This window comes from Shimia thalassica (assembly GCF_001458215.1).
GTDB lineage: Bacteria > Pseudomonadota > Alphaproteobacteria > Rhodobacterales > Rhodobacteraceae > Shimia > Shimia thalassica.
Genome location: NZ_CYTW01000001.1, coordinates 201,898 through 224,215 on the forward strand (window position 1 = coordinate 201,898; position 22,318 = coordinate 224,215).

The 22,318-nt window shown below is 55.8% G+C and carries 23 protein-coding genes; 12 read left to right on the forward strand and 11 right to left on the reverse strand.

The genetic code is table 11. The features are described from left to right. Positions 1-206 precede the first annotated feature (206 nt). Positions 207-3,662 (forward strand): chromosome segregation protein SMC, encoded by a 3,456-nt coding sequence (gene smc, locus PH7735_RS00900; RefSeq protein WP_058309463.1) that lies wholly within the window; start codon positions 207-209, stop codon positions 3,660-3,662. A 126-nt stretch (positions 3,663-3,788) separates the two neighbouring features. Then, positions 3,789-4,145 carry a hypothetical protein gene (locus tag PH7735_RS00905; RefSeq protein ID WP_145865237.1) on the forward strand — a complete coding sequence of 119 codons (357 nt, stop codon included), beginning with the start codon at positions 3,789-3,791 and terminating at the stop codon, positions 4,143-4,145. Positions 4,146-4,149: 4 nt separating this feature from the next. Here the strand turns inward: PH7735_RS00905 and PH7735_RS00910 are convergent, their stop codons facing one another. Genes PH7735_RS00910 through PH7735_RS00925 form a run of 4 tightly spaced genes read right to left on the reverse strand, consistent with a single transcriptional unit; the run spans position 4,150 to position 8,782 of the window. Continuing rightward, positions 4,150-5,667, reverse strand: a complete 1,518-nt coding sequence (locus PH7735_RS00910; RefSeq protein WP_058309465.1) for a calcium-binding protein — start codon at positions 5,665-5,667, stop codon at positions 4,150-4,152. A 31-nt stretch (positions 5,668-5,698) separates the two neighbouring features. Further along, complete coding sequence (locus PH7735_RS00915; protein ID WP_058309466.1) at positions 5,699-6,868, reverse strand: lytic murein transglycosylase; 1,170 nt, start codon at positions 6,866-6,868, stop codon at positions 5,699-5,701. Between the two features lie 58 nt (positions 6,869-6,926). Continuing rightward, a complete protein-coding gene (gene cbiB, locus PH7735_RS00920) occupies positions 6,927-7,823 on the reverse strand; it encodes an adenosylcobinamide-phosphate synthase CbiB (RefSeq protein WP_370737381.1) in 897 nt (298 codons plus the stop codon). 8 nt (positions 7,824-7,831) lie between these two features. Beyond that, positions 7,832-8,782, reverse strand: coding sequence for a threonine-phosphate decarboxylase (locus PH7735_RS00925; RefSeq protein WP_058309468.1), 951 nt, complete (start codon positions 8,780-8,782; stop codon positions 7,832-7,834). Between the two features lie 173 nt (positions 8,783-8,955). On the opposite strand from PH7735_RS00925, the gene PH7735_RS00930 reads away from it, so the two are divergent. Next, positions 8,956-9,318 carry a response regulator transcription factor gene (locus PH7735_RS00930; RefSeq protein WP_058309469.1) on the forward strand — a complete coding sequence of 121 codons (363 nt, stop codon included), beginning with the start codon at positions 8,956-8,958 and terminating at the stop codon, positions 9,316-9,318. 58 nt (positions 9,319-9,376) lie between these two features. Here the strand turns inward: PH7735_RS00930 and PH7735_RS00935 are convergent, their stop codons facing one another. Next, the gene (locus PH7735_RS00935) at positions 9,377-10,348 is read right to left on the reverse strand and encodes a glutathione S-transferase family protein (RefSeq protein WP_058309470.1); all 972 of its coding nucleotides are present in this window, start codon (positions 10,346-10,348) and stop codon (positions 9,377-9,379) included. 177 nt (positions 10,349-10,525) lie between these two features. On the opposite strand from PH7735_RS00935, the gene PH7735_RS00940 reads away from it, so the two are divergent. Further along, complete coding sequence (locus PH7735_RS00940; RefSeq protein WP_058309471.1) at positions 10,526-10,879, forward strand: hypothetical protein; 354 nt, start codon at positions 10,526-10,528, stop codon at positions 10,877-10,879. 6 nt (positions 10,880-10,885) lie between these two features. Here the strand turns inward: PH7735_RS00940 and PH7735_RS00945 are convergent, their stop codons facing one another. After that, positions 10,886-11,434, reverse strand: a complete 549-nt coding sequence (locus PH7735_RS00945) for a L,D-transpeptidase family protein (RefSeq protein ID WP_233488251.1) — start codon at positions 11,432-11,434, stop codon at positions 10,886-10,888. 39 nt (positions 11,435-11,473) lie between these two features. Next, entirely contained in the window at positions 11,474-12,646 is a 1,173-nt protein-coding gene (locus PH7735_RS00950) for a MalY/PatB family protein (protein WP_058309472.1), read from the reverse strand. A gap of 101 nt (positions 12,647-12,747) precedes the next feature. Between PH7735_RS00950 and def (PH7735_RS00955) the strand changes: the two genes are divergently transcribed. From def (PH7735_RS00955) to PH7735_RS00975, 5 genes are all read left to right on the forward strand, one after another. After that, positions 12,748-13,260: a peptide deformylase gene (def, locus tag PH7735_RS00955; protein WP_058311078.1), complete on the forward strand. Its 513-nt coding sequence runs from the start codon at positions 12,748-12,750 to the stop codon at positions 13,258-13,260. A gap of 31 nt (positions 13,261-13,291) precedes the next feature. After that, positions 13,292-13,786 (forward strand): peptide deformylase, encoded by a 495-nt coding sequence (gene def, locus PH7735_RS00960; protein ID WP_058309473.1) that lies wholly within the window; start codon positions 13,292-13,294, stop codon positions 13,784-13,786. Next, a complete protein-coding gene (gene fmt, locus PH7735_RS00965) occupies positions 13,783-14,688 on the forward strand; it encodes a methionyl-tRNA formyltransferase (protein WP_058309474.1) in 906 nt (301 codons plus the stop codon). The genes def (PH7735_RS00960) and fmt overlap by 4 nt, the downstream gene beginning before the upstream one ends. Before the next feature lie 12 nt (positions 14,689-14,700). Next, positions 14,701-14,937 (forward strand): hypothetical protein, encoded by a 237-nt coding sequence (locus PH7735_RS00970; protein ID WP_058309475.1) that lies wholly within the window; start codon positions 14,701-14,703, stop codon positions 14,935-14,937. 233 nt (positions 14,938-15,170) lie between these two features. Then, entirely contained in the window at positions 15,171-16,115 is a 945-nt protein-coding gene (locus PH7735_RS00975) for a glycosyltransferase family 2 protein (RefSeq protein ID WP_158503156.1), read from the forward strand. Between the two features lie 6 nt (positions 16,116-16,121). Here the strand turns inward: PH7735_RS00975 and rnhA are convergent, their stop codons facing one another. From rnhA to PH7735_RS00995, 4 genes are all read right to left on the reverse strand, one after another. Next, positions 16,122-16,574, reverse strand: a complete 453-nt coding sequence (gene rnhA, locus PH7735_RS00980) for a ribonuclease HI (RefSeq protein WP_058309477.1) — start codon at positions 16,572-16,574, stop codon at positions 16,122-16,124. After that, complete coding sequence (locus PH7735_RS00985; RefSeq protein WP_058309478.1) at positions 16,567-17,157, reverse strand: methyltransferase domain-containing protein; 591 nt, start codon at positions 17,155-17,157, stop codon at positions 16,567-16,569. The genes rnhA and PH7735_RS00985 overlap by 8 nt, the downstream gene beginning before the upstream one ends. 53 nt (positions 17,158-17,210) lie before the next feature. Continuing rightward, positions 17,211-18,170, reverse strand: coding sequence for a 4-hydroxy-3-methylbut-2-enyl diphosphate reductase (gene ispH / locus PH7735_RS00990; protein WP_058309479.1), 960 nt, complete (start codon positions 18,168-18,170; stop codon positions 17,211-17,213). A gap of 263 nt (positions 18,171-18,433) precedes the next feature. Next, entirely contained in the window at positions 18,434-19,006 is a 573-nt protein-coding gene (locus PH7735_RS00995) for a LabA-like NYN domain-containing protein (RefSeq protein ID WP_058309480.1), read from the reverse strand. 131 nt (positions 19,007-19,137) lie between these two features. Between PH7735_RS00995 and folK the strand changes: the two genes are divergently transcribed. From folK to PH7735_RS01010, 3 genes are all read left to right on the forward strand, one after another. Then, positions 19,138-19,716, forward strand: a complete 579-nt coding sequence (gene folK, locus PH7735_RS01000; protein ID WP_058311079.1) for a 2-amino-4-hydroxy-6-hydroxymethyldihydropteridine diphosphokinase — start codon at positions 19,138-19,140, stop codon at positions 19,714-19,716. A 76-nt stretch (positions 19,717-19,792) separates the two neighbouring features. Further along, positions 19,793-20,146 (forward strand): DNA-directed RNA polymerase subunit omega, encoded by a 354-nt coding sequence (gene rpoZ / locus PH7735_RS01005; protein ID WP_058309481.1) that lies wholly within the window; start codon positions 19,793-19,795, stop codon positions 20,144-20,146. A 23-nt stretch (positions 20,147-20,169) separates the two neighbouring features. After that, positions 20,170-22,296 carry a RelA/SpoT family protein gene (locus PH7735_RS01010; RefSeq protein ID WP_058309482.1) on the forward strand — a complete coding sequence of 709 codons (2,127 nt, stop codon included), beginning with the start codon at positions 20,170-20,172 and terminating at the stop codon, positions 22,294-22,296. The last annotated feature ends 22 nt before the right edge of the window (positions 22,297-22,318 follow it).

A 22,318-nucleotide genomic window follows, 5' to 3' on the forward strand; every position in this document is an offset into this window, starting at 1 on the left:
CATGATCCATTGGTGATTCTGGGAATTGACCTTGGATCATGCGGGCCGCTCAGTATTTGCCAAGGTCGTGCGGCAAGGGGTTTAGCACGAAATGTTGTGGATAACTTGTGTGTATGGAGCATATCATGTGGTTTGGCGTTGACTCTGGCACAATCGCTTGGGCAGGCTCTTGAGATAGGCAAGAATCACGAGGGCATCAGACCACTTTGCGCTTTTCGAAACTCAGACTGACCGGCTTTAAAAGCTTCGTCGATCCAACTGACCTTATTGTGGCCGACGGTCTCACCGGGGTTGTTGGGCCGAACGGGTGCGGCAAGTCTAATCTCTTGGAAGCGCTGCGCTGGGTAATGGGTGAAAACCGGCCGACCGCGATGCGGGGCGGCGGTATGGAAGATGTGATCTTTGCCGGTGCCGCGACACGGCCCGCACGAAATTTTGCGGAAGTGTCGCTTCAGATTGATAACTCGGAACGTCTGGCGCCCGCCGGGTTTAACGATGATGACAATCTCGAAATCGTACGTCGGATCACGCGTGACGTTGGCAGCGCCTACAAGGTGAATACCAAAGACGTGCGGGCACGCGATGTGCAGATGTTGTTTGCAGATGCATCGACAGGGGCCCATTCACCTGCGCTTGTCCGACAGGGACAGATTTCAGAACTGATCAATGCCAAGCCCAAAGCGCGCCGACGCATTTTGGAAGAAGCCGCTGGCATCTCTGGTTTGTATCAGCGTCGGCACGAGGCCGAACTCAAGCTCAAAGGGGCAGAGACCAACCTGTCTCGCGTCGATGATGTGATCGAACAACTGGCCAGCCAATTGGCGCAATTGGCAAGGCAGGCGCGTCAGGCCGCACGGTATCGCGCCATCGGGGAAGAGTTGCGAAAGTCGGAAGGGATGCTGTTATACCGCCGCTGGCGTGAAGCGGACGATGCACGATCCAAGGCCGATGAAGAGTTGCGCGTGAGGACGACGCAAGCAGCTCAGGCCGAGGCCCTTGCCCGCGAAGCGGCAAAGCAGAGGGCGTCGCGCGATGACACGCTGCCGGCCCTTCGCGAAGAAGAGGCCATTGCCTCTGCTATCTTGCAGCGTTTGCAGGTCCAGCGGGATTCGCTCAACGATCAAGAATCCCATGCTTTGCAGATTATCGAAACGCTCAAGAACCGGATCGAACAGCTGGCCTTGGATATGGAGCGTGAATCGGGGCTCAATCGGGACGCGGGCGAAACCATCGAGCGTCTCGACTGGGAAGCCAACCAGATCGCCAAGGCTGGTGAAGGACACGAAGACCGGCTGGAAGCCGCTGTTGAGGAAGCGCGCGAGGCAGCAAATATTTTGCAGGAACGCGAAAGCGACCTGTCGCAGTTGACGGAAGATGTTGCCCGTCTCGCAGCGCGCCACCAATCCGCACAGCGTTTGCTGGAAGACAGCCGCAAAACGCAGGCAAAAAGCGAAGCAGAGGCACTGAAGGCACGAGATGCCGTGCAGGAATCGCAAAATGCGCTGACCCGCGCGGCGGAAGAATTCGAGATGGCGCAGGCTTCTGAAGAGGCTGCGCTGGAATCGGCGCAAGCTGCGGAAGAAGCTTTGGCACAGGCCGAAGATGACCGCGCGGAGACCCAATCGCGCGAAGCAGATGCAAGGGCCGAACGGTCCGAGGCCGAGGGAGAGCTGAATGCGCTTCGGGCCGAGACAACGGCGCTGGCGAAACTGGTGGAACGGGATACCGCTGAAGGCGGTCAAATTCTTGACAGGCTGCAAGTTCAGCAAGGCTTCGAAAAGGCATTGGGCGCGGCCATGGCAGACGACCTCAGAGCGCCCGAAGTTGATGAAGACGGGCCGTCCGGGTGGCATGTTCTGCCCCCTTATGACACCGATCAGCCGCTGCCGGACGGTGTGACTTCGCTGGTTGCGCATGTTTCCGTGCCCGAAGTGTTGCAACGCCGGATGAGCCAGATTGGTCTGGTGGCGACGGAAGATGCGATGGCCCTTCAACCCCTGCTGAAGCCGGGCCAAAGGCTGGTGTCGTTGGAAGGCGATTTGTGGCGTTGGGACGGGTTTCGGGCTTGGGCCGAAGATGCGCCAAGTGCTGCGGCCTTGCGTCTTCAGCAATTGAACCGCCTCGAAGAACTCAAGCAGCAGTTGGCAAGAGCAACCGCGCGCGCCGAGGGGGCCGTCCAGGCGCATGAAACCCTGCAAATGCGCTTGCGCGAGCTGTCCGAGGTGGACAAAGCGGCACGTTTGGCCCGACGCGACGCGGACCGCGCCGTCGCAGATGCCAATCGCGCCCTCAGCCGTGCCGAGGCAGATCGCAACCTTGCCGAAGGCCGGTTGGAGTCACTTGGTCTGGCAGTGACACGCCATGAAGAAGAGGCCATGGCAGCGCGCTCGCAGTTGCTCGAGGCAGAGCGCGGATTGTCGGATCTTGGCGACCTTGGCGCCGCACGGGCGGAGGTCGAAGATGTCAAAATGACGGTTGAGGCTGCCCGCATCACGATGATGTCGCGGCGGTCGTCCCATGACGAGGTGCGTCGCGAAGGTGAAGCCCGTTTGAAACGGTCGCAGGAAATCACCAAAGAGATCAGCGGTTGGCGGCACCGGCTTGAAACGGCCGAGAAGCGGATCAACGAGCTGGCGGAACGCAAAGAGGCATCGGAAGACGAGCTTTACGAAGCAGGAAGCGCGCCCGAGGAAATCGCGGCCAAACGTGAAGAATTGACCACCGCGATTGAAGATGCCGAAGAACGCCGCCGCACGGCGTCTGATGTTCTTGCCGAAGCCGAGACCGCATCGCGCGAAGCAGAGCACGCGGAACGCGAAGCAGAGCGTCTTGCCAGCGAAGCCCGTGAAGCACGCGCGCGGTCCGAAGCGCGCGCAGATGCCGCGCGTGAAACAGTGTCATATGCCGCAGAGCGTATTTACGAAGAACAGCAGGTCTCGCCAGCGAAACTCCTCGAGACATTGGATGTGAATCCGGACGAGATGCCCGACAGCCATGCGATTGAAGCAGATGTGAACCGGCTCAAGCGGCAACGCGACAGTCTCGGCGCGGTCAATCTTCGTGCCGAAGAAGATGCCAAAGAAGTTCAGGAAGAGCATGATCATCTCGTTACCGAGAAAACGGATCTGGAAGAAGCCATCCGAACCCTGCGCAACGGTATTGCAAGCCTGAACCGCGAAGGCCGCGAGCGGCTTTTGACGGCATTCGAGCAGGTAAACAGCAACTTTGCGCTTTTGTTCAAACACCTGTTTGGCGGGGGCGAGGCCAACCTTGTGCTGGTTGAAAGTGATGATCCGCTTGAAGCGGGTCTTGAGATCATGTGCCAACCTCCGGGAAAGAAACTTTCAACCCTTTCCCTGTTGTCAGGTGGTGAACAAACCCTCACGGCGATGGCGCTGATCTTTGCTGTGTTCCTTGCAAACCCGGCTCCGATCTGTGTTCTGGACGAGGTCGATGCGCCGTTGGACGATGCAAACGTCACCCGTTTTTGTGATCTGCTGGACGAGATGTGTCGACAAACCGATACGCGCTTTTTGATCATCACGCACCACGCGGTGACGATGGCACGGATGGATCGTCTCTTTGGTGTGACGATGGCCGAACAGGGCGTGTCACAGCTTGTTTCGGTCGATCTGAAAGCCGCCGAGTCGATGGTGGCCTGATCTAGCCACAGGTCCTTGATTGCGCTGTTAGAAGAGCCCTTTCAGAAAACGCCACTCAATGTCACCGGAACGTGACCGACCCTTTGGGCCGAACTGTGCGATTGTGCCCACAGAGAGGTATCAGAGATGATGAAACTGACGTTAACACTTGCCCTTTTGGCGGGGCCGTCTTTTGCCGAAGAGTGGAAAATGCGAGACGGAGACCACCTGTTTTCGGCGCATGAGTTGAAAGAACGCCTGATACAGTCAGACTTGGTTTTCTATGATGAGGGCCGCTCGGTTTATGGGGCGGACGGAAGCTATAGCTATACCTATGGCGGTGGCGGTACTTGGGAAGGCCGGTTTGAGGCGCAAGACGACAGCATCGTGTGCGTGACCTTTGTAACGGGCAGCACGCGTTGTGATCGTATCGTCGAGAATGACGGACGGCTTGTTGTTCTGACGATTGAGGGCGAACGTTTTCCGGTTCGCCCCTCCGAGTGATTGCCTAAAGAACGAAATCGAAGCTGGACCCACCCGAAATCTGTAGGGTGATCTGGTCTTGCGCTGCACCGTCCACCAAGGCCCAGATGATCCGTCCGCTTGATGTGTCGATGACAAAGGCTTCGTCTGTGCTGGTATCCCCTGCACCATGCGTATTTGCGATCGTAACGCGGAATTGGTCAGCAGTTGCAGTTGTCTGACCGAAGACCAGAACATCTCCTTCGGATTGCGAATAGTCCTGTATCCAATCAGAGCCATGGTCGGCGACACCAAGGTGAAAGAACTTGTCTCCGCCTGACCCGCCATTCACGCGGTCGTATCCAAAGCCACCGTTGATAAAGTCGTCTCCTGCGCCACCATAAAGCAAATCGGCAAGTGCGGCGCCGTTCAGCACGTCTTCGCCGTCCTGACCACGCAGGTCGTCGGCCCCGAAACCACCAACGAGCGTGTCGTTCCCGTCCATGCCATAAAGGAGATCGTTGCCATAAGAGCCATCAACGCTATCGTCGCCTGCACCGGCATAAATCAGATCACGCAGATCGTCCGCCGTTGCCCCGCCGGTGATAATGTCGTTGCCTTCACCACCGTTCAAAGTGTCCCGCCCGTCGCCCCCGTTCAGGGTGTCGTTGCCGCCCGCACCGGCGATACGGTCATCGTTGTTGTCACCAGTCAACAGGTCATCGTCATCGCCACCGGTCAGATCCAAAGCCGGATTCGAAGCCAGTTGACGCATTTCATCAAAGGAATAATCCACGGTCCAATCATCGCCCGCGAATCGCTGCACGTTTAGGCTGATCGTTTCAACATCGGTGACGGTGATTGATTCCCAGCGGGTGCGCGTGATTGTGACGCCTCCACCTTCTTCGAGGCTAAGATCATAGTTGGGCAACTCATAGGCGTTCAGGATCACAAGTGTGTCCTGCCCCTCGCCGCCATCATAGGTCATCTGCCCGTCATAGTACCTGAGAGTATCGTCGCCTGCCCCCGTCATGAATGAAGTTGCATCTCTCGACGCGATGAAATCATCGTTTTCGCTGATCGTTACATTGGGAAGAGATGTCAGTAAAATATCGTCGCGCGGTGCAAAACCGCTGTTGTCGGGGGCAACACCGCCCGCGCGCACAAGCCGATTGAAATTGTTTGCCTGCGCAATGGTCGAAACAACCGGCAAGGATGCGCCACCCAACTCAAAATACCAAACCTTGTCGATATTATAGTTCGTGATCTTGAACACATAGCTGGTCTTGTTCTGCCACTGGATCCAGCCGATTTCATAATCCGTAAAAATGCCGCCGGTTTGCCCCGGCAATCCCAGCCCGTCGACAGTAAAAGAGGCAAAGTCACTGTTCAGAGAGAGTGACGACAGGGGCAGGTTGTCGGGAATAGTTGTCAGGATGCTATAGCTGTAACTGTCGACAGCATCATTGCGGGTGACAAGGCGTGCTTCGGCAGTATCCACCGAAATGACCTGATCGTTGTCTCCATAAGAAACGACGGTGCCGGTAAATCTGTAAGTGGTCATTGCTGCAACTCGTTAAACGTCTTGGAAGTACTCAAAGCTTGTTCAAAAGTTGGGACGTCGGCCATGCATCTGCAGGAAGACCAAGGCGTTTTTGCTCGGCCTGAACCGCGTTGCGCGTGTTCTTTCCGAGGATGCCATCCACCTTGCCAACATTGTGCCCACGTTTTTGCAGCTTCTTTTGCAGGGATTTCATCTGGCTGTTGCTGAGTGCAGGATCAGGGTTACCCGCAATATAGGGTTTTGCACCTTCCAGACGGGTCGCAAAATACGCAGCAGTGGTCACATAGACAAAGCTTTGGTTCCACTCGAAGTAGACACTAAAGTTTGGATACGCAAGGAAGGCCGGGCCTTTGCGTCCTTGGGGCAGGACCAGAGAGGCCGGCAGGTTCGAAAGGTTCCCCTGACGCGGTTTGACACCCAAACGCGCCCAGTCCTTTGTGGACTTTGTCGTGTGCAGTCCCGACTGTGACCAATCCATGTTTTTGGGCACGATGACTTCTTGCAGCCAGGGCTGGCCTGCTTTCCAGCCGAGGTGCTGAAGCATTTTCCCGCCCGACGTCAGCGCATCCTGAGCCGAAGTTTTCAAGCGCACTTTCCCATCGCCGTCCGCATCGACGCCGTTCTCGATGATGTCTGCTGGCAGCATTTGCACCATGCCGATCTCGCCAGCCCATGCGCCAGTGGTTTTGGTCGGGCTGAAATCGCCGCGAGTATAAAGCTCTAGAGCTGCAAACACTTGTGGTCTGAACAGGTGCGGGCGGCGGCAATCGTGCGACAGGGTCACGAGCGAGTTCAGAGTGTTAAAATCCCCCTGAAAGGCCCCATAGTCTGTCTCAAACGCCCAGAACGCCAACAGAACACCGCGCGACACGCCATACTTGCGTTCAATGTTGCTAAAGGTATTTGCGTATTGCTTGGCCTTTTTGCGGCCCGTGTCGATACGATTTTGGCTGATCAGACGGCGTGAGAAATCAGTGAACGACATCTGGAACACGCCCTGTGAGCGGTCCGCCTTTAACGTCTTTGAGTCTTGACGCACGTTTGCGAAAAAATTGTCCACGGTGGATTTGCTATAGCCTTTGGCGACAGCTTCTTTTTTCAATCCGGTGACAAAGCCTGAAAAAGACCCGCCGCAAGGTGTGTTTGCAAGGGCGGTGCTGGCGCTCAGAACAAGGGCGGCGAGGGTAAGGGAAAATCGCATGAATACCTCGAATTTAACTATAAGTACTGGTTAACAGGTGATTGTGTTTCGGCAAAGCCTAGAACACGGACAACACGAGACAGATGGCCAGAAACGCGGCCCATGTGCGCCACAGGGCGCGGCAGGCGGCATCCACATCATCAGGCCCAAGGGTTCTGCGCCCATTGGGATACACGTAGGGAAAGTCGCGCATTTCACCGTCATAGGCGCGGGGGCCGGCAATCGCGGCATTCAACGCGCGTGCCATCGCAGATTCCGGCCAGCCCGCGTTGGGTGACCGGTGTTTGGCAGCGTCCGCGCGGATGTCCCCTAGCGCATTCAGCCCATGATGCGTGGAAGCAATCAGCACCGCCGTCAGACGGGCCGGAATCCAGTTCAGCACATCATCAAGACGGGCAGCGGCCCAGCCGAACTGTTCATGGCGTGGTGTGCGATATCCAATCATGCTGTCTGCCGTGTTGATGATCTTATAGATCAAAATTCCGGGCAGCCCGCCGACAAGGAACCAGAACGCCGGAGCAATAACGCCGTCGGACAGATTCTCGGCGGCGGATTCTATTGCGGATCGGGAAACTGCGGATTGATCCATGTGCGCCGTGTCGCGGCTCACGATCATTGCAACCGCACGACGCCCATCGCCCAGAGAGATACGCAAGGCATCCGCCACCGCTTGGACATGTTGCACCAGTGATTTTTGGGCCAGCAGAATGGCTACGATGATGACTTGTGGCAGCCATCCAAAGAGGGACACGACCCAACCAAGGCACCACATGGCTGCGACCAAAGCCGCGATCACCAGAATGCCAATGAGCTTTGCCGCGTCGCCGGTGTTAAAGCGCTTATCTGCTTGGCCGATCACCCGCCCCATCAGAATAGCGGGATGCGTGACACGGTTCCAAAGCCAGCGCGGCTCTCCCAGAAGGGCGTCCAGTGTCAAAGCAATGCTCAGGATCATGGCGGTACTCATAGGGCGGCCTCGAGCTGATCCCAACGGTCTGGCGCCGGCAAACCCAGCCTTAGGAACGTTTCAGAGTATGGAAAGATACGTGACCAGATGTGTTTGGACGCAAGCCGTTCTTGCCAGACTTTGGCGTCTGAAACCTTATAAAGACGGAACAAGGGCGTGCCGCCTGCAAGGTCCGCCCCTTTGGAAAGCATAAGCCGGTCCAATCTCTCGGAATCCTGTTGCAACCGGTTGCGCGTTTCATCAGCCCACTGGGGATCTTGCAGGGCAAGTGCGCCGATGTGCAGGGCAGGGCACGAAACGGCCCATGGGCCAGACAAATCATTGAGACGCTCGATCAGGGCGGGGTTCCCGATTGCGAACCCAAGTCGCATACCGGCCAATCCCCAGAACTTGCCAAAGCTTTTGAGAACAATGCGGCCGGGGTCTGCGCTGTGCGCGATCAGGCTTTGATCGGGGGCGATATCGCAAAAGCTTTCGTCGACAATGGTCAGCGGGGCCGTCAGATCGTTTGCCGTCCATATCTGACCCGTCGGGTTGTTCGGGTGCACAAGGACACGGGCGGTTGCCTCCTCTTGGGTGCGTTGCCACCCCTGCGCGAGAAAGGCCGCTGCGTGCTCGTTATAGGTCGGCTCTGGAATGTCCACGCCCGCGGCCGTCGCAAGGGCCGGTATACGTGCGATCAGCGCCGAAGCCCCCGGTGCAGCAAGGATCGCTGCCTGTTCCGGCACGCGCCAGAACCGTCGTGCCGCGTCCAGCAAGGCCGCTTGCGCCGCCTTGTCTGGCAGCGCAGTCCAGGCATGCTCGGGCAGCGCGGTCACCGGATAAGGCACAGGGTTGATGCCCGTAGACAGGTCGATCCAGTCAGAGCGGTCTCCGCCCCAACGGGCCATAGCGGCATCCAAGCCGCCTCCGTGATCTCGTGGTGTTTTGGTTTCGACCAAAGTCATGGCGATCTCCGTATGTCCGCGGCGTTATCAAGCGGAATTTCGCCAGTTTGACAAGTCGGGACCAACGTTATGCTATCATTAACGACGAATTAACCAATTCTTAGGACATTAACCGGATTAACCATAAATTATGTATAAATTGGTAACGAGTGCAGAGACCGAGAGGGGTGGTCATGCGTGTTTTAATTGTTGAAAGCGACCCGGACCTAGGGCGCATCTGGCAAAGGCACATGGAGCGTTTGGGCTTCAAGGTTGAATTGGCACTTGATGAACGTAATGCGATCCACGCGTTACGCATGCAAGACTTTGACATCATCGTTCTGGATCTGGTGTTGGAAGAGGGCGCGGCTTTGGCCATCGCGGATTTCGCAAGCTATCGCAGACCACATGCGCGTGTGATCTTTGTCACAAACACATCCTTCTTTTCGGACGGATCGATCTTTCGGCACAGCCCAAATGCGTGTGCATTTGTGCAGTCGGGGACACCCCCTGAAGACTTGGTCGCAATGGTCGAACACTTTGCAGAAGCAAGGTGAGCCGAATGAGATGCGCGCGCCTTTTGACCAAAAACGCGCGATCTGATTCCTGCAGTGATTACCGGCCGTGAGGCTCCCAATAGTCGAGAAGAGGGTTAATGGGCGTGATCCGGTGTGGATTTATGGTGTCGTGGCTATAGTGATAATGGCGCACGATATGGTTCATGTTCACCGTGTCAGAGATGCCGGGGATTTGATACAATTCACGGGTATAGGCCCATAGGTTTGGGTAGTCGATCAGGCGCTTGCGGTTGCATTTGAAATGCAGGTGATAAACCGGATCAAACCGGATCAAAGTGGTGAACAATCGCCAGTCGGCCTCAGTCAAGCGATCACCCAACAGATAGCGGTTTTCTGACAGGATACCTTCCAGCCATTCAAGCGTATCAAACAGAGGGTAAACTGCGGCGTCATACGCCGTCTGCGTTGTAGAAAACCCGCATTTGTAAACGCCGTTGTTCAGCGTGTCATAGATGCGGTCGTTGATGCGGGCGATTGGATCGTGCAGCTCTTCGGGCCAATAGTCCTGCGTGTTGCCGGTGATGGTGTTGAAGGCCGAATTGAACATCCTGATGATTTCGGCGCTCTCGTTTGAAACGATCGTATTCTTCTGTTTGTCCCAAAGAATGGGGACGGTCACACGCCCGGAATACGCTGCATCCGCCCGCGTATAGATTTCGTGGGCAAAAGCACTGTCAAACAAATGGTCTCCGGTGGCGCCATGGTCGTCCGGTTCGAAGGTCCAGCCATCTTGCAGCATGTCAGGATGCACAACCGAAACCGTGACGTGATCTGCCAACCCTTTGAGTTGACGGAAAATAAGCGTTCTGTGGGCCCACGGACAAGCAAGGGAAACATAGAGGTGATATCGCCCGCTTTCCGCCGCGAATCCGTCTGTCCCTGAGGGGCCGGCAGTTCCGTCAGGCGTTATCCAATTGCGAAACTGGGATTCCGAGCGGATGAATTTCCCACCATTCGCAGACGTATCGTACCACTTGTTTGTCCATGTGCCGTCTACGAGCAATCCCATTTGCCGATCCTTCCCTGTTGCGTTGAAAAACAGATAGCGTGCGAGCAGTGAGGAGAAAACGCAACAATTCGCAAATCAGTTGCGCGCACACGCACAGAGACGCGCAGTCACCCAAATCTCGCCTTGACCAGAATCGCATTCAGCTTTCACGGTGGTTACGAATAGGGAGACGAAACGATGACAACTTTTCTGCCCAAAGATGTGCAGGCGGGGCTTGATGCCGCGCGCAAGAAAAGCCTCAAGAAAAGCAGCAAGCTGCGGGTCGAGGTCGACGGGCATTCGTTTCGGGTTTTGAAATTTCGCGAAGACGGATTTTCTCTGGATGTCGAGAACGCGCCGCGTCTGCGGGGGCTGGTTGATCTCTATGACGGGGGGCGTCACCTGTCGCAATGTTTGATCGTCGCGTCCGAAGAGGAGGGCGATCTGATGCACTACGAATTCAAGCGCGCAACCGCGGCCTCTGAACGTGCACCAGTCGATTTTTATCGCGGTGAAAACGCACCGGTTGCACTTATCACGCAAGATTCCTGATCGCGCCTAGGGGCGAATTTCCACCGTCGTCCCGTTTGGTGTAATGCGCCAAAGCTCTTCTATTTCCTGATTGGACAGCGCAATGCAGCCCGCCGTCCAGTCGCCTGGCAAAATCACGCTGTCAGGCAGGCTGTTCGGCTGGCCGTGTATGAAGATATCTCCGCCGGGGGATTTCCCAAGGGACCTTGCATGTTTGATGTCTTCGGTCTGCGGATAGTCGATGCCAAGCGAAAGGTGAAATTTGCTTTGCGGATTGCGTCGGTTTATCGCGAAAAAACCCTCTGGGGTTTTGCCATCCCCTTCGATTTCCTTATCGCCATCTGGCGCAAACCCGAGGGCGATCTCGTAAGTCCGTAGGGGCGTGCCTGCTTTGTACACCGTCAAAAGACGTTGTGTTTTCTCGATGAGAATATGATCGATTTCGGTGTGAAGCGGGGGTGGTGGTACAGGTTCTACCGGTCTCAGAAGCAGAACCCAAGCACCCACAAGAACCGAAAGAAGCAGGAAAAATCGAAGGAAACGGGACATTTCAAAACGAAACGTGGCTTGGGGCATTCATGTTAAACGCCCCAAGCCACAGTTTACCTATTGTGATTATTGCAGGTCTGAAAACGCCTCGGTCAGACGTTCGCAGGCTTGCTCTACAAGGCTGCGCGGTGTGGCGATGTTAAAGCGCAGGAACATCTCGCCACCTGTCCCGAAAGTTTCCCCGTGGTTCGGTGCAATACGCGCGTTTTTCTGCACCCGGTCAATGAACTCGGATTTTGGCATGCCGGTATCTTCAAAATCGACCCAGCTAAGGTATGTGGCTTCGAGGTTCATGGATTTAAGGCCCGGGATCGCATTGATAGACGCATCCAAAAGCTTGCGGTTGCCATCAAGGTACTGAACCAGATCATCCACCCAAGCGGCCCCTTCGGGGGAATAGGCCGCCTCGGCCATGAACAGACCAAAGGAATTTGGCGACAGCCCGAGCGCAGCCATGCGACCGGCAAATTTGGTGCGCAAAGCCTCATCTGGAATAATGACATTCCCCGAATGCGACCCGGCAATGTTGAAAGTCTTTGTGGTTGCCGTCATCATCACAAGACGATCCATGATGCTGTCGTCAACAAGGGTCATTGGAATGTGGGTGTTGCCCGGAAACACAAGATCGTGGTGGATCTCGTCCGAGACAAGAACCAGATCATGGCGCTTGACAAAATCGGCAACACCCTGAAGTTCTTCGCGGCTCCAGACGCGGCCACCGGGATTGTGCGGCGAGCACAGGATGACCATCTTTTCGTTGCCGGTCATTTGCGCATCATAAGCTGCAAAATCCATTTCATACCGGCCATCGTTGTTGTTCAGCTTGCACTCGACAACCTCGCGGCCCGCAGCAGAGATGACCCGCGCGAATGCGTGATAAACAGGTGTGAACAGTACAACGCCGTCACCCGGTGCGGTGTAGGCGTCCACACACATTGCGGTGCCATTCACCAAGCCGTGCGTCGTGAAGATATGAGAAGGGTCAACGTCCCAGTTGTGACGTTCTTTCATCCACCAGCAAATTGCAGACCGATATCCGCTCTCGTCACCGTAATAGCCATAGATGCCATGGTCCGTCATTCCTTTGACCGCGTCTGTGACACACTGGGGCGGGCGGAAATCCATATCGGCGACCCACATGGCCAGACCGTCTTCTGCCGGAACGCCATAAAGCTTTTCCATCATGTCCCACTTTACGGAATGGGTGCCGTACCGGTTGATGACTTCATCAAAGCTCATAGTAGGTTTCCTTCTGCTATCATTTGCGCAGACGCTATCGGATTGCGCGCTATGCGCAAGGGGGCGTTGCAACGACGGGCGCATTGTCCTAGATGATGCCCATGATCAAGCCTATTCTTATTCACCCCGACCCGCGTTTGAAGAAACTGTGTGCGCCCGTTGACGATGTGTCAGACGAATTGCGCGCGCTGTCGCAGGATATGTTGGCAACAATGTATGACGCGCCCGGTATTGGGCTTGCGGCGCCCCAGATCGGTGTGTTGGAGCGGCTGATCGTTATGGATTGCGTCAAGGAAGGCGATCCGGAACCGACGATTATGTTCAACCCAGAAGTTCTTGCCGCCTCTGATGAGACAAACGTCTACGAAGAAGGTTGCCTGTCCATTCCCGAGCAGTTCGCAGAAGTGACCCGCCCCGCCTCTGTTCGTGTGGGATGGCTGGATGAAAACGGCAACCCGCAAGAAAAAGACTTTGACGGGCTTTGGGCCACCTGTGTGCAGCACGAGATCGACCATCTCAATGGCAAACTGTTCATTGATTATCTTGGGCCGATGAAGCGCCAGATGATGACACGCAAATCCCAAAAAATGAAACGAGAGCGCACCCGCGGCTAGGCCGGATTTTGCGCGCACAGGGAGACACAGCATGACGGTTCGCAAATGTATCCCGTGGCCGGACAAGCGTCTGCGCGCGGTGTCCGCACCGGTTCCCGAAATCACGGATGAGGTGCGTCAGATTTGGGACGACCTGATTGATACCATGGAGGCCATGCCGGGTGTTGGTATGGGCGCCAATCAGATCGGTGCTCTTTTGCGGGTGGCTGTTGTGGATGCCAGCGAAAGTCGCGGGCAGGTTGTTCGGATGGCCAATCCCGAAATTCTTCATGCATCGGTCCAGCTGCGCGAGCATGACGAGGCAAGCCCTAACCTGCCAGGCGTCTGGGCCACGATCAAAAGGCCTCGGGCGGTCACCGTGCGTTATATGGACGAGACCGGTGAAACCGTTGAAAAGGATTTTGTCGGCCTTTGGGCCACAAGCGTTCAGCACCAAATCGACCATCTGAACGGTAAGATGTATTTCGATCATCTGAGCAAAACCAAGCGTGATATGTTGATCAAACGGGCAAGGAAGCAGCGATGAAAGTTGTCTTTATGGGCACGCCGGACTTTTCTGTTCCGGTTTTGGATGCGTTGATCAAGGCGGGCCATGAGATCGTGGCAGTCTATTGCCAGCCGCCGCGCCCCGCAGGTCGGGGAAAAAAAGAGCGTCCCACCCCTGTTCATGCCCGTGCATTGGAACTGGGGCTTGAGGTGCGTCATCCGGTGTCTCTCAAATCCGTAGGCGAGCAGGACGCGATGCGTGCGCTGGGCGCAGATGTGGGTGTTGTCGTCGCCTATGGATTGATTTTGCCTCAGGCCATTTTGGATGCACCTCAAAAGGGATGTCTGAATATTCACGCAAGCCTTTTGCCACGCTGGCGCGGGGCCGCACCAATCCATCGCGCCATTATGGCGGGGGATGCGGAAAGCGGCGTTTGTATCATGCAAATGGATGCGGGTCTGGATACCGGACCGGTACTGCTCGAAGAAAAAACACCCATCTTGGCACAGGACACGACGGCCGATTTGCATGATCGATTGGCGGGCATTGGTGCAGACGCGATTGTCAACGCGCTGGGCCAGCTTGATGATCTGGCGCCGGTACCTCAGCCAGAGCTTGGCGTCACCTATGCCCACAAGATTGATAAATCCGAGGCAAAAGTGGATTGGACAGCCCCCGCCACCGAGGTTGACCGCAAGATTAGAGGGCTGTCGCCATTTCCGGGCGCATGGTGCGAGGTCGACGGCCAGCGGGTCAAATTGCTAGCCTCAAGGCTTGCCGAAGGGCAGGGCACAGCTGGCGAAATTCTGGATGACGCCTTGACCGTTGCATGTGGTGATGGCGCGGTTCAGTTGTTGCGCTTGCAAAGAGCAGGCAAAGGCGCTCAGGATGCAGATGTGTTCTTGCGCGGATTTCCCGTGTCACAAGGCCAACAACTCTGATCGGGAAACGCCATGTTTTTTACCTTTTTCGGAACCGTCGTGATCGCAGGTATCATTGGATACGCTTCTGAACGTACGGGGTTTACGCGGAATGGCATAATTCCGTCCATCATCATCTGTATCGGCGGGGCCTTCCTGTTCTTCATGGTGGGGCGGATGTTCGGGATCAGCTTTGGCAGTGCTGGCGTAAATGCGATTATTTCCTCTATCGGATCACTGGTGATTGTCCCAACGCACTATCGTCGCTGAACGATGCCAAGGTGACACAGAAAGCAGCACAAATGCGGACTGTGCCTTGCAAACGGTTAAAACTGTTTACGATTTATCTAAAACTCGCTACGCTTCACTCATAACAAGCGGCCGATAAATGAGCCGCAATACATGAGGCAGCGAGCAAATTGGCTTTCTTCGGCTTAAGGGGTGCGTCTTCCGCGCCCAAGGTCACCGTCGTCACGACTATGAAGGACGAGGGTGCATATATTTTGGATTGGGTCGCACATTACAAGACCCTTGGCGCAACAGACATTGTTGTATTCACCAATGACGTGAATGATCCAACAGATCACCTTTTGCGTCGCTTGAATGCGATGGGCGAGGTGCATCACCGGTTCAGCCGTGTCATGAAACGGGGGCCTCACAAAAGTGCGCTGATGTGGGCGGAATACGAACCCGCGGTCCGTGACGCAGACTGGTTGCTGGTCGTGGACGTTGACGAATTCCTTGAAATTAAGGTCGGGGATGGCACGTTCCAGTCGCTGATTAATGAGAATTCCAGCGCAGATGCGATTTCTTTTCCATGGCGGATCTTCGGAAACGCCGGGATCAGGGACATCACGCGCGAACCGGTTCCAAAGCGGTTTACCCGTGCGCAACCTGTTGAAGGCAAGGCCGGAGAGCATCGCTTCTTCAAGACCTTGTATCGCAACGATCCTACCAAGTTTTCCAGAATGGGCGTTCACCGTCCCTATCTGGCAAAGGATCACGCGCCGATTTCCTGGGTGCTGCCGGATGGCACGCCAATCCTCGAGAATGACATGCCCGGTGCATTGTTTGTTCGGGACCATTTCGGGTACGAGGCGGCGCAGCTTAACCACTATGCGCTTCGGTCTGTGGACTCATTCCTGAACAAAAAGGCGCGGGGGCGGGCCAATCACCAAAACGGTACGATCGAGATGGGGTATTGGCAGAAGTTCAACAAAAACCACGAAGAGGACACTTCGCTGGCAGAAGGCTTCTTCGCTGCCGAGGCGTATCGTGAACGGCTTTATGCGCAAGAACCCAATCTGAAACTGGCGAACGAGCGTGCTTTGGTTTGGGCGCGCCGCAGTGCCCGCAAGGCGCGTCGCGATCCAGAAGCCCGCAAGTTCCTGCAACTTATTGGTCCTGAACTTGCACCTGACGAGGCCACCGACGCACAGGTCGCGTAATCACGTTTAGGATTTGAAGGGTGCCATTCCCGCGCGGGCGAGTTCGTCCGCGCGTTCGTTTTCCGGATGTCCGGCGTGGCCTTTGACCCATTCCCATGTCACCTGATGTCCGGCTTGCGCCGCATCAAGACGTTTCCACAGTTCAGCGTTTTTCACTGGCTTGCGGCTCGCTGTTTTCCAGCCGTTTTTCTTCCATCCGAAGATCCAGCCGGTCACCCCGTTCTTAACATATGTACTGTCGGTGATGACAGTGATCCGCGAGGGCTTGGAAAGGGCTTCAAGCGCCATGATGGCCGCCATAAGCTCCATCTGGTTGTTGGTGGTCTCTGGAGCGCCGCCGGACAGATCACGTTCTTTGATCACCGTGTTCCCGTCCATCGCGCGCATCAAAACACCCCAGCCACCGGGACCGGGATTTCCAGAGCAAGCTCCGTCGGTATATGCAAATAAATCAGCCATGAGCCGCCACTGTTATCCAATCACTGACACTGCCTTCAAGACCTGTTCCGCGCCCGCGATTGATTTTTGTCGGAGTCAGCCCCGCAGAGCGCAGCAGGTCAAGCAATTCGTCTTCTTCATAGTAGGTGTAAAACCGGCCAAGGCGGTCGCGGGCCTCACCTGTGCCGGTTTTCAGACCGACGTGGAATATCCCGTTTGGTTTCAAAGCCTTCAAAATTGCGGCCAGATGCAGGGGCATATCCGCGCGCGGTGCGTGAAGCAGGCTAAAGTTGGCCCAGACCCCATCATAGAACGCTTCGTCTTGCAGGTCGGCAAAAGCGCCTTGTTGCGCTTTCACACCGGGCCGTGCGGCCGCAAGCGCAACCATTTCGGCAGACATATCCATCGCAATTGCATTCAGGCCATGACGGGCCATCTCTTCTGCGCAATGTCCGGGACCGCATCCAAGATCCAGCACAGTGCCACCCGCAGGCAGGGCCTTGATAAAGGCGGCAAGCTGTTTGTCCCGCGCATCGCTTTCGGTCATTGCGGCGTATTCGGCCGCTTGTGCGTTGTAAACGGCAATGGTTTCGTGATCGCTCATTGAACATTTCTGCCTTTTGAAACGGGTTTAGACAACGGGCGCACGAGGGGATGTCAGGCTTTCAATTCCACATCCCGAAGAACCCGCGGGACCTTGAAGTTCACACGCTCAACAGCTGTTTCAACAATTTCTACCGTGACCTCAAACCGGTCCCTGAAGGCGTCAATCACTTCATTGACCAGAACTTCGGGCGCGGAAGCGCCTGCCGTTATGCCCAAATGACGAATGCCTTCCAAGGCGCGCCAGTCGATGTCATCCGCGCGTTGAACAAGTTGGGAATAGGCGCAGCCGTTCTTGGCACCGACCTCAACAAGGCGACGGGAATTCGATGAATTTGGCGCCCCAACAACCAGAATGGCGTCTACCTTCGGGGCGACTTCCTTAACCGCTTCCTGCCGGTTGGTTGTGGCATAGCAGATATCTTCTTTGTGAGGTCCGACGATCTTTGGGAACCGCGCATTCAGTGCCGCAACAATGCCGATGGTGTCATCAACCGACAAAGTGGTTTGGGTCACAAAGGCAAGTTGTTCGGGGTCGCGAACCTCTATTGTGGCCACATCGCCTTCTGTCTCGACAAGAAGAACTTCGCCCTCTGGCAGCTGGCCCATGGTGCCAATGGTTTCCGGGTGTCCTGCGTGGCCAATCATGATGATCTGAAGGCCGTTTTCCGAATGGCGCTCGGCTTCGATGTGCACTTTGGAAACCAACGGGCAAGTGGCATCGACAAAAACCATGTCGCGGCGTTGGGCCTCGGCTGGAACGGATTTGGCAACACCATGCGCCGAAAAGATAACGGGCCGGTTGTCCGGGCAATCCGACAATTCCTCGACAAAGACTGCGCCTTTGGCACGCAGGCCGTCGACCACAAACCTGTTGTGCACGATTTCGTGGCGGACATAGACGGGCGCGCCCCATTTCTCGAGGGCCATTTCCACGATTTTAATCGCGCGATCCACGCCGGCGCAAAAGCCGCGCGGTGCAGCCAGATGGATGGTCAGAGGCGGATTGGACATGTTCGCTCCTAATAGTGCTCGGCCAAGAGGTAAGGGTTTGCGCGAGATACGTCCAGACTGAGTCGTGCGCGAAGTTGTGGCGTGCCTGACAGCGGTGAGCATGAGATAGGGTGGGGGGAGCCGAGCTCAAATTTAAAATCAGGCATATTCGCAAAGCTGTTTGCCGTTTGCTCAAGGTGCGGAACGGGCGCACTATCCGAAAGGGAATCACACGCCCGAGTGTTCCCCCAAAAAGAAACCGGGGCGCGAGGCCCCGGTTGCATTTAGTTCGCTGTGTATTCCACTTCGCGTTCGCCCGGAGCGGGTTCGCGAGGTGGTCGTCCGATAACATCACGCAAACCGTCAAGTTCGATGAAGTTATCTGCTTGGCGACGCAATTCGTCCGAGATCATCGGAGGTTGGCTGCGAATGGTCGATACGACCGAAACGCGTACGCCTTGGCGTTGCAAGCTTTCTACCAGCGGCCGGAAATCCCCATCTCCCGAAAACAGCACGATATGATCGACATGCGGTGCCAGTTCCATCGCGTTGACAGCCAGCTCGATATCCATGTTCCCCTTGACCTTACGACGGCCTTGAGAGTCTGTGTACTCTTTGGCCGGTTTGGTCACCATGGTGAAGCCGTTGTAATGCAACCAGTCCACAAGTGGACGGATCGGAGAATATTCATCATTCTCCAACAGTGCGGTATAATAAAACGCACGAAGCATTTTTCCCCGGCGCATGAATTCCTGACGCAGAAGTTTGTAATCGATATCGAATCCAAGCGATTTAGCGGCGGCATACAGATTCGATCCATCGATGAACAGCGCAAGCCGTTCGTCTTTGTAAAACATAATGTTCCTTTCTGATATGTCCCGCCCGGAAATATCCCGTGAGTGTAAAAAAGGTGGGCGCGACAGCCCCTTTAAGTTAAAGCAAATCTTCCTACCTGCAAGTAAATGTGCGCCAAATTGCCGCCAAGTTGATGGAAGTGAATAAAAAAGTGAACAATATCTGGCTGTTGGCATTGGGCGGGAATCTGCCCTCTCATGAGGGTGACCCCCTGTTGACGCTAAATAGCGCCTGCAAGACGCTAAATCGCGACAATCTGCGGTTGTGCAAAGTGAGTCGTTTTTATGAAACGCCTTGTTTTCCTGCCGGAGCGGGTCCTGATTATGTAAATGCAGCCGTAACGGTCGAAAGCCCGCTATCGGCCTCTGAGATGCTCAGGGTTTTGCATGAGATCGAGGCTGAATTTGGCCGCGAACGCGATCAGCGTTGGGGTATGCGGACATTGGATATTGATCTCATCGGCGGTGGGGATCTTGTGTTGCCTGACCTTGAAACACATGCCGAATGGATGTCACTTCCGGCAGAGGAGCAAGTGCGCAAAACGCCGGATCAGTTGATTTTGCCGCATCCCCGATTGCAGGATCGCGCCTTTGTTCTGGTGCCGTTGAATGATGTCGCGCCGGACTGGAAACACCCTGTGCTGGGGCTGACAGTTTCGCAAATGCTTGCCGCCCTTCCGGAAAGTGATCGAAAAGCCGTCATTCCCTTGTGATTCAGCGCTTGTATTAGGGGCGAAATCCCACTAAATACACGTTTTCTGATCCGTTGAAGACATACTGGAGTTCTCCATGGCCCGCGTGACCGTAGAAGATTGCGTCGACAAGGTACCGAACCGCTTTGAGCTGGTTATGCTCGCGTCACACCGCGCGCGCGAAATCTCGGCTGGTGCGCCGATCACTGTTGACCGTGACAATGACAAAAACCCGGTTGTCAGCCTGCGCGAGATCGCCGACGAAACCCAGACCGCAGACGAACTGCGTGAGCGTCTCATCGAAAATAATCAGAGCCAGATCGAAGTTGACGAGCCTGAAGAGGATCGCATGGCACTTCTGATGGGCGCCGAATCTGACGCACCTGCAGAAGACGACATGTCCGAAGAGATGCTTCTGCGCCAGTTGATGGAAGCACAGGGTCAAGGCTGATCTGAGAAGGTGGACAGGCGTCTATGATCACTGCAGACGACCTTATCGGTCACGTTCGCGCCTATAATCCGAAAACAAACGAAAAGCTAATTCGTGAGGCCTATGACTTTGGCCTTGCGATGCACGAGGGCCAGTTCCGGCATTCCGGCGAGCCGTACTTTACCCACCCCATCGAAGTTGCCGACATCCTTGCTGAACAACAGCTGGATGACGCCACGATCATCACCGCCCTTTTGCACGACACGATCGAGGACACCAAGGCGTCCTATTCCGAAGTTGCAAAGCGGTTCGGTGAAGAAGTTGCGATGCTGGTGGACGGTGTAACAAAGCTGACCAACCTGCAGCTTTCCTCCACCGAAACCAAACAGGCCGAAAACTTCCGCAAATTGTTTATGGCAATGTCCAAAGACCTTCGGGTGATTTTGGTCAAGCTTGCCGACCGTCTGCACAATATGCGGACGATCAAGGCGATGCGCCCCGACAAGCAGGTCCAGAAAGCCCGCGAAACGATGGACATCTATGCCCCCCTTGCCGGGCGCATGGGTATGCAGTGGATGCGCGAAGAGCTTGAGGATCTCGCCTTCAAGGTGCTGAATCCTGAAGGCCGCGCCAGTATTATGCGGCGGTTCATTACGCTGCAAAAAGAAACTGGCGATGTCATTGGCCGCATCACCGACGACATGACGCATGAACTGGACAAAGCCGGCATTGAGGCGAAAATTCTGGGTCGCGCGAAAAAGCCTTATTCGATCTGGCGAAAAATGCAGGCCAAGGATCAGGGGTTTAGCCGCCTGTCTGACATCTATGGCTTTCGCATCATCACCAACAGCGAGGCGGATTGTTATGGCGTTCTTGGCGCCATTCACCAACGCTGGCGCGCTGTGCCCGGCCGGTTCAAAGATTACATCAGCCAACCTAAAAGCAACGGCTATCGGTCGATCCATACAACGGTGTCGGGGCGCGACGGCCGGCGGGTCGAGGTCCAGATACGGACCCATCAGATGCACGATGTGGCGGAAACCGGTGTGGCCGCGCACTGGTCCTACAAAGACGGGGTACGTGGTGAAAACCCGTTCGCCGTTGATCCGGTCAGTTGGGTCAGCACGCTGACAGAGCAGTTTGACGACGAAGACCACGATTCGTTTCTCGAGGCTGTTAAGCTGGAAATGTATTCGGATCAGGTCTTTTGCTTCACGCCCAAGGGCGAAGTGGTCAAGCTTCCGCGTGGTGCGACACCGCTGGATTTTGCCTATGCGATCCATACCCGGATCGGCAATGCCTGTGTGGGCGCCAAAGTGGATCACATGCGCGTGCCTTTGTGGACACGGATCAAAAACGGGCAATCGGTCGAGATTATCACCGCAGCCGGGCAAACACCTCAGGCCACATGGCTGGATATCGCGAGCACAGGCAAAGCCAAAACGGCCATTCGCCGCGCGTTGCGCGAAGTGGATCGCGAACGATTTGTGAAGCTGGGGCGCGAACTTGCGCGTGCTGCATTTGAAAACGTTGGCAAAGCCGTGACCGACCGCGTTTTGGACACCGCCGCCAAACAATTGCGGTTGGATGACCGTGATGAACTTCTGGCGCGACTGGGCAGTGCCGAAATTGTTGCGGAATCGGTTGTTCAGGCGGTCTATCCAGATTTGCTGCCAGACGAAAGAGATGCGGTTGGGTCAGACCGCGCCGTGATTGGCTTGTCCGAAGGGCAAAGCTTTCACCGTGCGCAATGCTGTCAGCCCCTGCCGGGCGAAAGAATTGTGGGCATCACATACCGAGGCGAAGGGGTTGTGGTGCACGCAATCGACTGTGAAACTCTGGGGGCCTATGAAGAACAGCCTGAGCGCTGGATGGACCTTCATTGGCACTCTGGCAAACACCAAGCCATCTATGAGGTGACCCTGGAAGTCACCATTGGAAATGACGCAGGGGTACTGGGACGTATTTGCACATTGATTGGCGAGCATAAGGCCAATATTTCGGACTTGGAATTCGTGGACAGGAAACCTGACTTCTATCGGTTGCACCTCCATGTCGAGTTGCGCGACGCAGAGCACCTCCATTCGGTGATGCTGGCGTTGGAAGCGGAAAGCGATGTGGCAGAAATCGCCAGATTCAGGGACCCATCCAAAGCAAGGACGCCGGCTTAGCCGAACCAGCAAGGGACCGCCC